Source organism: Dyadobacter sp. HNCC25DJ187, assembly GCF_056895255.1.
Genome location: NZ_JBXHAT010000002.1, coordinates 1,620,937 through 1,632,779, shown reverse-complemented (window position 1 = coordinate 1,632,779; position 11,843 = coordinate 1,620,937). Strand labels below are relative to the sequence as shown.

The following is an 11,843-nucleotide window of genomic DNA, read 5'->3' as shown; positions in this document are numbered from 1 at the left end:
ACCCAAATTTTAAAATTTCAAACAAGAATAATTAACTGATTTAAGGTCATGGCTAAGATTTCATACTATACTGAAGATGGTTTAAACAAGCTGAGGAATGAGCTGAATGATATGAAGACCAAAGGCCGCACAGCTATAGCTGCGCAAATTGCAGAGGCTCGTGATAAAGGAGATTTGAGCGAAAATGCCGAATATGATGCAGCGAAAGATGCGCAAGGAATGCATGAGATGAAAATTGCGAAACTGGAAGAAATACTTTCTACCGCAAGAGTGATTGATGAATCTGCATTTGATAACTCTCAGGTGGCGATTCTGTCTGTAGTAAAGATAAAAAATAAGAAAAATGGCACTGAAGTGGCTTATACGCTGGTGTCAGAAGAAGAGGCAGATCTGAAATCAGGCAAAATTTCGATTGGCTCTCCTATTGGAAAAGGCCTTCTTGGGAAGAAAGTAGGTGAAACTGCTGAGATCAAGGTCCCTGCAGGCCTTATGGAATTTGAAGTACTGGATATTAGCCGCTTTAGCTAATTACAGATTGCCAAAGTATATGGATGTTGGAATCAGGTGTAGATATCATACCTGATTCCAACATTTTTCTTTTTAGTATTGCTGAATAAAAAATACTAAAGCCGATCATTTGAAGATTACATGAGATTCAAAGGTTTTCTGTTGCATACTTCATTTCTTTGGGTGGAGGCCATGGCGATTTTTCCTTTCATTTTGTTGAAAAGAGAGCGTCCTGGTATTACATTGCTTAATCATGAATATATTCATCTGAGGCAGCAGCTGGAAATGGGGCTTCTTCTCTTTTATATATGGTATTTTGCTGAATATCTTGTGAGACTGTTACAACACCGGGTTCATTACTTGGCCTATATGCATATCTCATTTGAACAGGAGGCTTACCGTCACGAAAAAGATCTTACTTACCTTTCGAAGCGAGGTATATGGGCCTTTTTGAAGTATGTTTGAAAAGAAAAGTAGTTAAGAAGTTAAAGTAGTTAGAAGAGATATATTACAATCAAGAATTTTAAGATCAATTTATAATAGCATGTCAGATCAAAGCACAGAATTCCTTTATAAGTATTTGAATAATGCTTCCCCGACTGGTTTCGAGTCTACAGGGCAGCAGATTTGGCTGGATTACATCAGGCCATATATTGAAGAGCATATCGTGGATGTTTATGGAACCGCGGTGGGTGTTATCGGTCCGGGCCAGGATTACAAAGTAGTGATTGAAGCACATTCTGATGAGATTTCGTGGTTTGTCAATTACATTTCTGAGGATGGATATATCCATGTTCGTCGTAACGGAGGATCTGATGCCGCGATTGCTCCTTCCATGCGGGTGAATCTGCATACGGCAAAAGGCGTAGTAAAAGGCGTATTTGGATGGCCTGCAATTCACGTCCGTGAGGTAGCAAAAGACCAGGTTCCCAAGGTACACGAATTGTTTATTGATGTCGGTGCTTCTAAAAAGGACGAAGTACTGGAAATGGGTATTCATGTAGGAACTGTGGCTACTTTTGCAGACGGACTGGATGAGTTGAATGGAAAATACTATGTGGGACGCGCATTGGATAATCGCATGGGTGGTTTTATGATTGCAGAGGTGGCAAGAAAACTGCACGAAAATAATGTAAAACTTCCGTTTACACTTTATGTAGTCAATGCAGTGCAGGAGGAAATCGGATTGAGAGGAGCGGAAATGATTGCCCGCAGACTTAAACCGGATCTTGCTATTGTGACGGATGTAACTCACGATACGCAGTCGCCCATGTATAACAAAAAGGAGCAGGGAGATCTGAAAAGTGGTGGTGGACCTGTCATCTGTTATGGTCCGGCTGTTCAGAATAATGTACGTGCCATGCTGGAGCAAATCGCTGAAGAAAAGAAAATTTCCTTCCAGCGCCAGGCGGTGAGCCGCTCAACAGGAACTGATACCGATTCTTTTGCTTATTCAACAGAAGGAATAGCTTCAGCTCTTATTTCACTTCCTTTGAAATATATGCATACAACTGTTGAAATGGTACACAAGGATGACGTACAAAATGTTATTCAACTCATATACGATACATTGCTTTCTTTAAAAGGGAACGAAGATTTCAGATACATCAAATAGTTGTTTTTGAAGTTAATAAATGAAAAACCTGGTTAAGCACTACGCTTGGTCAGGCTTTTTTTTTATAATGGGTTAAATATTCTGTAAGTCAGTTTATTAACTTATTATTTTCACCAATTGTTATTTTAGATATCTAAAATAAATTTAAAATTGTTATTTTTGGTATCATAATGGATGGGGAACTTCAGCGCACGGAAATATGGACAGACCAAGAGGGAGAGGTGCAGGAATCAATTCGCACAATAGGTTTCAAAAACTGGAAACTGAGTATACTTCAGAAGATTGGCAGCAGTGGGAAGAGCAGGAAGTGAATCCGAAGACACAGTTTATCATGGAAGATTCTAAAAAACTGTTAAGTGTTTCTGATAGCCCTGATCTGAGAAATTATAACTCCATCAATCCTTACAGGGGGTGTGAACATGGCTGCATTTATTGTTACGCAAGAAACTCACACGAATACTGGGGGTTCTCAGCCGGTCTTGATTTTGAGACTAAAATTGTTGTGAAAAGGAATGCTCCTGAGCTTTTGGAGAAATTATTTCATTCCAGGAATTGGAAGCCGACCAGCATTATGTTCTCTGGCAACACGGATTGTTATCAGCCTGCAGAAAAGAAATTTCAACTTACACGGAAGCTTTTAGAGATTTGTCTGAAATATAGAAATCCGGTTACCATTCTTACTAAGAACTCGCTCATTCTACGGGATATCGATATCCTTGAAAAAATGGCCAGGCTGAATCTGGTACATGCCGCTGTTTCTATTACTTCTCTGAATGAGGATTTAAGGCATAAACTCGAACCGCGCACGGTCACTGCAAAACGTAGATTGCAGGTTGTACGTACATTACATGAAGCGGGAGTGCCGATGGGCATCATGAGTGCGCCCATTATTCCCGGATTAAATGATCATGAAATTCCAGCCATTATTCAGTCTGCGGCTGAAAACGGAGCGGTTTGGGCAGGCTATACGGTTGTCAGGCTTAACGGCGCCATCGCCACTTTGTTCAAAGAATGGGTTCATCATCATTTTCCTGACCGTGCAGAAAAAGTGCTGAATCAGATTGCTGCATGTCACGGCGGCAAGTTGAACGACTCTCGCTTCGGATTAAGAATGAGTGGGGAAGGGCATTATGCTGAGCACATCAGGCAGTTGCATAATTTTGCCTGTCGTAAATATTTCGGAGATAAAGATCTGCCTGATCTGGATACATCCCAATTTATAAAAGGCGGGCAAATGAAGTTGTTCTGATGGTTATGATTCTGACCATTTGGATCAGATTGCGGCAATTGGTAGATTGCTGTTTGTAATATCGTTACAATGATCCCGTCGAAAACAACATTGATTCGCCGAATATGAACAGATATATCTTTACGCTGGGATTCGCAGCAATTTGCAGTGTGTTACATTTGAATTGTGTGAGCAGTTCGTCATCGAACAAAAATGCAGCAATCATACAAACAGACTCTGTCGGTATGGAGCAGCGTACAAATGACGCAAATGTACGAGCCATTATGACGGGTGCCGATCGTACCTCCGAGTACATCAATTATCTTAATGGGAAACGTGTGGGAGTAGTTGTGAACCAAACTTCCATTATTGGTAAAGTTCCTTTGGTTGACAGTCTGGTTTCGCTGGGTATAAATGTAGTTACTATTTTTGGTCCAGAGCATGGTTTTCGTGGAACTGCGAGCGCAGGCGACAAGGTGAGTGATAGTAAGGATCCGAAAACTGGTATTCCCGCTATTTCATTGTATGGGAAATTGAAGCGGCCAACCAGGGAGCAAATGGAAAAGTTGGATTTGATCGTCTTTGATATGCAGGATGTAGGTGCGCGATTTTATACGTATATCAATACCCTGGGACATGTAATGGAATCCTGTGCTGAAACCGGGAAGGAAATGGTGATTTTGGATAGACCTAATCCTAATGGGTATCTGATCGACGGGCCTATATTGGAGGATCACCTTCGTTCAGGTATTGGAATGTACCGAATACCAATCAGTCACGGTCTGACCATAGCAGAATTCGCCCAGATGATTAACGGAGAAGGGTGGCTGACCAACAAGATGAAGTGTCAACTGAGGATTATTAAGGTTGCTGATTATGCTCATGATATGTCATATGTATTACCTGTGATGCCTTCCCCAAATCTCAATACGCAGCAGTCTGTGATGCTTTATCCGCATATCTGTTTTTTTGAAGGTACAGTTCTGAGTCAGGGTAGAGGGACGTATATGCCATTTACTGTTTTAGGTTCTCCGTTGCTGAAACAGAAGTATAAGTTCAGTTTTACTCCAAAGAGTATCAAAGGTATGGCTGAGACACCATTGCATCAGAATCAGGAATGCTATGGCCTGGATTTGCGGAAGTACGATATTGGGTTGTTGAGAAAAAGCCAACAATTAAATTTGGCCTGGATTATCGAACTTTATAATGCCTACCCGGATAAGGAAAAATTCTTTGACAGAAGCCAGAGCAAACAAATGGGCGACTTTGATAAGCTTGTTGGTACAGAGAATCTCAGAAAGCAGATTATAGCAGGTACCTCGGAAGATGAAATCCGGAAGAGCTGGGAACCTGGATTATCGGATTTTAAATCAATGCGAAAAAAATATCTTCTGTATCCGTGATCAGGAGAAGGTTTTAATTCTGCTCATCAATTCATTACGGCTATCTGTTGTAATAGGTATTTCCAGATCCTCAATGATTACGTTGACATAGTTGATACCTGTAATTGCATTAAGGTTGATAATGTACGACTTGTGAACACGAAGAAACAGGTTTGCGGGTAACTGTCCAATCATATTCTTCATGGTTTCACGGATAGTATATTTTTTCTTTTTAGTGTGAAGTTCCAGATAGTTATCGTCGCTTCGTATATAAAGAAGGTCTGCAAGAAGAATTTTGGTGAACATGTGCTTTTCTTTGATAAAGAGTGCGTCTTTGATCACAGTGCTGTCTTCATCTTCTCCGTCGTCTTGCGACTCCCTTTTTCTAAACCCTTTCAATGCTAGATTCACAGCTGTGTAAACTGCAATTTTTTGAAATGGTTTGTTGAGAAATGCGTATGGTGATGTATTGAGTGCAGCATTCACGATAGCCATGTCATCATGACTGGTCAGATACAAAAATGGAATATCAAGATGATCTTTAATGTACTCTCCTACATCAATTCCAGTTTGATAGCCATTCAGGTTGATGTCGAGTAAAGCGAGGTGATATACATTTTTTTGCAGCAGTTCAATTGCATTATGGTAATTGGTAGCTACATCTTTTGCCTCATATCCAAAACTGCTGAGGGTAAATTGTAAATGCTTCGCAATGATGTGCTCGTCTTCAACAATCAATATGTTCATTTCAATACTTACTAGTGAAGATTAGTCTTCAAATATTGAAGACTAAAATAATTCTTATTCTTCTGTAAAACTAAGTAGATCAGTTTCTATCAAAGAGACATACGAAGGATTTACAAAGTAAGATTTTTTTGTCCTAATTTTTTTGTTACCACGAAAGAATCTGATCTGAAAGCTGGATTAACTATTTATTGTTTAGTAAAATATTCGAATATTATTAATATTTTTTGAAAACGTCTGGCCATAAGGTTGAAAATATTCCGGTATGCTACAGAAGATATTTCTACTATAATGATCGAAAATCCAAATAGACCTTCCAGGAATCAGGGGTGCTTATCAATAGCTTTACCGGGTTCAGATTTATGTTTACCCAAAGTCATGAAGCCTATAGCAAGTACAGCAAAACCGGCAAAAAACCATAAGCTGAGGTCGAAGTGGTAGTAAATAATCGCCACGAGGCAGACGGAGGATAATATCAGTGCTAATATTGGGAAAACAGGATAGAAGGGAACTTCGAAAGGACGTTCCAAGTCAGGCTCTTTTTTTCTTAGAACGAGCAGGGCTACCATACTTATCATATACATAACCACAGCGCCCAGTGCTGCCAGTATAATAACCTGATTAGTATTTCCAATGCTTAAAGCAATACAGCCGATTATTCCACCCACAATTAATGCCCAGTGTGGCGTTTGATAACGAGAGTTCACAGTTCCGAGAAATGGAGGCAAATAACCACTTCGGGCCAAAGCAAAAATTTGCCTTGAATAACCAATGATAGTTCCGTGAAATGATGCGATAAGTCCGAAGAGTCCCAGGCTAGCGAAGATATGAGTGAGTCCGGAATCTCTTCCGAGTATGTGTCCAAGGACGGCGGGTAAAGGATAGTCAATATTACTGAGCTTTGACCAATGTACTACTCCTCCGGTGAAGATCATTACGGCTAGTGCCAACAGCACGAGTGTGAGAATACCATAAATGTATCCCTTAGAAATTGTTTTTTTAGGGTCTTCGACTTCCTCCGCTACCATAGCGACTCCTTCTATTGCAAGATAAAACCATATAGCGAAAGGCAATGCTGCAAATATGCCCTGCCAACCGAAAGGCATGGGATCGGTTATATAGGTTTGCATTGAAAAATGTGGAGCAATGATCCCGATATATACGAGCAGTTCAGCTACAGCGAGGATGGTTACAAATAATGAAAATGTGGCAGATTCTTTAATACCGAGAAGATTGATACCTATGAATATCACGTAACATGAGAATGCAACCTGCAATACGGACAAGGAAGGATAGAGGAAATTGGTATAACTTCCCAGTGCAAAAGCAATAGCCGGAGGAGTGATTAAAAACTCTACCAGCGTAGCGTAACCTGCAATAAATCCACCCCACCAGCCAAAAGCACGGAAAGAATATGCAAAAGGACCTCCCGCCTGTGGAATGGATGTGGTGAGTTCAGTAAAGCTAAAAATGAAAGTAATATACATGACAGTGACCAGCAGCGTCGCGATCAGGAAACCAATGGTACCAGACACGCCCCAACCATAGTTCCAGCCAAAATATTCACCAGATATCACCAACCCCACTGCTATAGCCCAAACATGAATTGGTTTTAGCACTTTTTTAAGCGAAGTATTGGACGGTGATGACATATCAGCTGGAATAGAGTGGATTTACGATACTAGTCTAATACGCGAAAAAGGATTGAAAGTCCTACCTGGGAGCGGTACGCAGGTAGTCTCCCATCTGTACTACTTTATCTGTATTGAGATAGTCTACTTTGAGATTCATCATGGTCTTCCAGGTATGAATGTTGTCAGGAGTAGCCCAAAACCTGATTTTTTTGCCTTGATTATGAACCTGGTCAATCACTTTCATAAGTGCCTTTTTGTCTTTTTCAGGCAACTCTCCTTCACCGTTCCATTTGGAATACTTTTGAAAAGCCTGACTGACCAGTCCTATGCGTGACAGCTGATGGGAGGTATACTGGACTTCGGGACGCCCGTCAAAAAAAATGAAGCTTGGATGTTTGATGAATGCTTCCGGTGGTGGTGTATTGCCGCTTACCACAATTTTTACCGGCCCCTTGGGTGCCAGGATAGCTTCGTGAGGTTTAAGGATTTTTACGAGAGCAGTGAGTGTTTCGTCTGCCGACGTTTTCAGATCAATCAGTAACTGAAGAGTAAGATCTTTCTGAGAATAAATTTGTCCGTTGTTATTCTTGATTTCCTGGAGTATGGGATTGAGGTATAGTTTGGAAAAAGTTCTTTCAGGTTTGATATCTTCACGGTTGTGTGCCGCGTACAATGAATCATTAACAAGGAAAAGATCAGCTTCAACTGAACCAAATTGCTGCTTGTATGCTGCTTTAAATGGTGTGAGTTGTTCGTAATCGTTATGGGAATGTGCTTGAGCGGTGGTGTATTGAGTTATGGTCTGGCCAAAGCTGAAACCCGAGCAAATCAGGAAAATAGAAGAGAGGATACTTTTCATGAATGGCTGTTAATGTTTGGGGATAAGGACTGCGTAAATATAAACCTTTACGACAGATTAAGGAAGTATGAGTGTTCTAAAAGTGACAAGTATATTAAAATGTAAAACATCGGAATAAAATATTGAATGGATTGTTTAAATTAAAATTTTATATTGACAATATGTTGATATTCAAACATATTGGTACCCCATGCCTTTATCATTGAAGAATATGCTTATTTTCGCAGCCGCATTCAATAGCGGTGCTTACCTAACTTTTAATCCTGAATGGAAAAAAACACTTCTCTATTTCGTAAAAAAACAGTTGATCAGATATTAAAGGATGCGCATGATGGAGAGAATGGCGGCTTGGCACGTATTCTCGGTGTGAGAGATCTGGTTTCATTGGGTATAGCTGCGATTGTTGGAGCAGGTATTTTCAGTACTATCGGACTTGCAAGCTACAACGGTGGTCCGGCGGTCTCGCTTTTGTTTATCTTCACAGCCATTGCCTGTGTATTTACGGCACTTTCCTACGCGCAGTTTGCGAGCACGGTCCCTGTTTCAGGGAGTGCTTACACATATGCATATGTGGCATTCGGAGAATTGTTTGCCTGGATCATCGGATGGGCTTTGATTCTCGAATATGCCGTGTCGAATATGGTAGTGGCCATTTCCTGGTCTGAGTACTTTGTAAGTATGCTCAAAGGATTTGGGATCACACTTCCAGGTTGGCTTACAGTCAATCCATCTGCGGCAGGTGAAGCTTTTGAAAAAATGCAGATTTCTGGAATGGCTTCTTTGAGTACTTACGAACAAATGGCTGCCAATGCCTATGCCACTGCCCCTAAAATCGGGGATATCGCTATTTTGATGAATTTACCAGCCGGATTAGTTACTCTTTTGGTAACAGCATTGGTGTATGTAGGTATCAGAGAATCGCGTACAGCCAGTAATATTATGGTAATCCTGAAAATCGGTGTAGTCCTCTTGGTAATTTGTGCAGGTGCGTTTTACGTAAAGCCTGATAACTGGACACCTTTTGCACCCAATGGCGTGAAAGGTGTACTCAGTGGTGTTGCTGCTGTCTTCTTTGCTTTTATTGGTTTTGACTCGATATCTACGACCGCCGAAGAGTGTAAAAATCCACAGCAGGATATGCCTAAGGCAATGATTTACTGTCTTATTATCTGTACAGTATTGTATGTATTGATTACACTTGTACTGACTGGAATGGTCAATTATAAGGAACTGAAAGTCAGCGATCCTTTATCTTTTGTTTTTCAAAAGAATGATCTGGACTTTATGGCAGGAATTATATCGGTGAGCTCTGTGATCGCCATTACCAGTGCATTGCTTGTATATCAGCTAGGTCAGCCACGTATATGGATGACAATGAGCCGTGATGGATTGCTTTGGAAGAAATTTGCAACCATTCACCCTAAGTATCAGACTCCTTCATTTGCCACAATTGTTACCGGATTTGTAGTAGGGGTGCCTGCGCTGTTTTTCAAAATGGATTTCTTTGTGGATCTGACAAGTGTAGGGACATTCTTTGCATTCATTCTTGTTTGCGGCGGTGTTCTCTACCTGGATCATACCGGCATTTCTGCACGTTCCAAATTCCGGGTGCCCTACATCAATGGAAAGTTCATTGTAGGTATTGGCTTTGTTGCCGCTATACTGGGATTGGCATTTTATGGTCAGGAAGTGATAGCAGAATGGCAGGCGCTTTCGGTGGCGGAAATTCTTGAGCATAAGCTGCTGACAATCATTTTCTGGATTACCTGGGCGGTATTATCTGTGATGAGTTTTAAATTCAATTTCTCAGTTTTACCCGTTATGGGTATTCTCACAAATCTGTATTTAATGACGGAACTGGGAGCATCCAACTGGTTTATATTCGTAATCTGGCTGGCGATTGGTCTGGTAATCTACTTCAGCTACGGATATAAAAGAAGTAAGCTGGCGGGAAATTGATGATATACTGTGATTACGAAAAGGGCAAAGTTCCGGGTCAACCGGATTTGCCCTTTTTTTGTTTATCGCTTCTCGATTTTGAGAGAAATAGAATATTTATCCTTGGTGAAAGTACTATCCACTTTTTTATGTGGATTCACACTCTCGAGAATGAACCTGTACCGTTGTCCGGCGAATTCATGATCCAGCGTATCAGCTTGCCTGAAAGATCCTGTTCCGGATTGTGAACGGCAGTCGCCTATACACATATTTACATGCTCCGTCAATTTACCTTCCGTATTGACACCCTCCAGAAGTAGGTCTACGCTTGCATTTCCTGCCCATATACAATTCACCCCTTCCGGGCAACGGCTGTCATGCACATCGAAAAAAGTAAGAGATGCCTTTGGTACATTGTTTAAAGATACTGTTTCCTTCAAATGTATCTCTGACGATTTCTTATCGATTCCTGCGCTTTGGCATGCCATAAAGGCCACCAGAGAACTCAATATCAGTGTCTTCATCTTTGTCGTTTTTTGGAAGACAGGAAAGCTGGTCAAATGGTTGCAATAAAATGATCTGAATAGTAACATTTTAAATCATCAACGTGAAAACAGTTCCTTTACCCACTTCGGATGTCACATTCAACTGTCCATTATGTTGTTGCAATATTTGTCTCGACAGGCTGAGACCGATACCTGACCCCGTTTTTTTTGTCGTATAAAAAGGGATAAATATGTTTTCAATTGCTTCCGGTTCAATGCCATCGCCATTGTCTCTGACTTCAATAAATGTCAAGTTGTCGGACTGATAAGCGTTGAGGGTAATGAGTCTGTCCGTCTGGGACGAAAAGGATTCAGAAGCGTTTTTGATAAGATTAATCAGTACTTGCTGTATTTGTCCGGTATCAACTTTGAAATTCAGGTTTTCCGGCTTCACAGTGAGTTGCCATAGCACACCATTTGCGGTAAGATCTGTTTGTAAGAGCTGAACAACTTCCTGCAACAGTTCAGTTACGCTGATTATGGCAAATACGGGTTTGGGGAGTGTGGTAAAGTCGCGGTATGCATTTACGAACTGCATCATTCCCTTGCTCCGTTTTTCAAGGGTTTGCAGCGCTTCTTTTAAATCATTGACAGCTTCCTGGTCAGTTGTAGATCGTTCTATATCCTCGTTCACGATTAGCCTCATGGTTCCTACAAGTGACACAATCGGAGTCATGGAATTCATGATTTCATGTCGGAGAACCCGCGTAAGATTTTGCCAGGATTCCACTTCCTGTTGTTGTAGTTCTGTTTGGATATTTTGAAGAACGACAATGCGAACCCATTTGCCGCGCAGTTGAATTGAAGCACCCTGAAGAGCCAGCGGTTGGTCGGAAGGAGTGCGATAAAGCTCTCTCACGCCTGAAGTCAGGTTAGACAGCAATTCATATAGTCGCGGATGTTTATCTTTTAATTCACTTAACTGGTGTAAACGGTAAATATTCAGCATGCGTAATGCTGCATTATTTATTAAACTTACCTGCCCGGAACTGTCAAATGTGATAAGTCCAGTTCCGATATGCTGCACAATGGTATTCAGATATTGCAGGTTTGCCTCCTTTTCCGCTCTTGCCTGCCGGAACGCATCAAGTACCTCATTGAATTGCTGATTGAGCTCCTGAAACGTTCTGCCCATTTTGTTGTCATGGCGGAAGTTAATCGTGAAGTCAGAGTACCGGACGGATTCCAGAAAGTAGGTGAGCTTTCTGTTGACGTTCGTGACGTAGCGGTATAGCAAAGACCCCTGAGCTGCGATGAATACGCCACCCAAAATATAGATCAGGACTACGTTGGTCTGTAATGAACCAAGCCATATAACCACCAATACACTTAAAATGATCAGGATGATACGTATCCCTATCACAAAACTAAAGTGTCGAAGTCCGATCATT

At 41.1% G+C, this 11,843-nt stretch carries 11 protein-coding genes; 6 read left to right on the top strand and 5 right to left on the bottom strand.

Translation table 11 applies throughout. The features are described from left to right. The first annotated feature begins 48 nt into the window (after window positions 1–48). The 5 genes from greA (at window position 49) to AC1XUE_RS17670 (ending at window position 4,753) form a co-directional block, all read left to right on the top strand. Window positions 49–528: a transcription elongation factor GreA gene (gene greA / locus AC1XUE_RS17690; RefSeq protein WP_483357315.1), complete on the top strand. Its 480-nt coding sequence runs from the start codon at window positions 49–51 to the stop codon at window positions 526–528. A gap of 120 nt (window positions 529–648) precedes the next feature. Then, window positions 649–972 carry a hypothetical protein gene (locus AC1XUE_RS17685; protein WP_483357314.1) on the top strand — a complete coding sequence of 108 codons (324 nt, stop codon included), beginning with the start codon at window positions 649–651 and terminating at the stop codon, window positions 970–972. Window positions 973–1,051: 79 nt separating this feature from the next. Further along, window positions 1,052–2,122: a M42 family metallopeptidase gene (locus tag AC1XUE_RS17680; RefSeq protein WP_483357313.1), complete on the top strand. Its 1,071-nt coding sequence runs from the start codon at window positions 1,052–1,054 to the stop codon at window positions 2,120–2,122. A 199-nt stretch (window positions 2,123–2,321) separates the two neighbouring features. After that, window positions 2,322–3,371 carry a PA0069 family radical SAM protein gene (locus AC1XUE_RS17675; RefSeq protein WP_483357312.1) on the top strand — a complete coding sequence of 350 codons (1,050 nt, stop codon included), beginning with the start codon at window positions 2,322–2,324 and terminating at the stop codon, window positions 3,369–3,371. Window positions 3,372–3,475: 104 nt separating this feature from the next. Beyond that, window positions 3,476–4,753 (top strand): exo-beta-N-acetylmuramidase NamZ family protein, encoded by a 1,278-nt coding sequence (locus tag AC1XUE_RS17670; protein WP_483357311.1) that lies wholly within the window; start codon window positions 3,476–3,478, stop codon window positions 4,751–4,753. On the opposite strand, the gene AC1XUE_RS17665 is transcribed toward AC1XUE_RS17670, so the two are convergent. The 3 genes from AC1XUE_RS17665 to AC1XUE_RS17655 all read right to left on the bottom strand — a co-directional run bounded on the left by AC1XUE_RS17665 (window position 4,754) and on the right by AC1XUE_RS17655 (window position 7,969). Next, window positions 4,754–5,479 (bottom strand): LytR/AlgR family response regulator transcription factor, encoded by a 726-nt coding sequence (locus AC1XUE_RS17665; protein WP_483357310.1) that lies wholly within the window; start codon window positions 5,477–5,479, stop codon window positions 4,754–4,756. It abuts the gene before it with no gap. 320 nt (window positions 5,480–5,799) lie between these two features. Then, window positions 5,800–7,128, bottom strand: coding sequence for an ethanolamine permease (gene eat / locus AC1XUE_RS17660; protein ID WP_483357309.1), 1,329 nt, complete (start codon window positions 7,126–7,128; stop codon window positions 5,800–5,802). Window positions 7,129–7,189: 61 nt separating this feature from the next. Further along, a complete protein-coding gene (locus AC1XUE_RS17655; RefSeq protein WP_483357308.1) occupies window positions 7,190–7,969 on the bottom strand; it encodes a phosphatidylinositol-specific phospholipase C/glycerophosphodiester phosphodiesterase family protein in 780 nt (259 codons plus the stop codon). Between the two features lie 267 nt (window positions 7,970–8,236). Here AC1XUE_RS17655 and AC1XUE_RS17650 point away from each other — a divergent pair, with 267 nt between their 5' ends. After that, window positions 8,237–9,928, top strand: a complete 1,692-nt coding sequence (locus AC1XUE_RS17650; RefSeq protein ID WP_483357307.1) for an amino acid permease — start codon at window positions 8,237–8,239, stop codon at window positions 9,926–9,928. Between the two features lie 62 nt (window positions 9,929–9,990). On the opposite strand, the gene AC1XUE_RS17645 is transcribed toward AC1XUE_RS17650, so the two are convergent. Next, a complete protein-coding gene (locus AC1XUE_RS17645) occupies window positions 9,991–10,431 on the bottom strand; it encodes a hypothetical protein (RefSeq protein WP_483357306.1) in 441 nt (146 codons plus the stop codon). A gap of 70 nt (window positions 10,432–10,501) precedes the next feature. Beyond that, a complete protein-coding gene (locus tag AC1XUE_RS17640; protein WP_483357305.1) occupies window positions 10,502–11,842 on the bottom strand; it encodes a sensor histidine kinase in 1,341 nt (446 codons plus the stop codon). Window position 11,843: the final 1 nt, after the last annotated feature.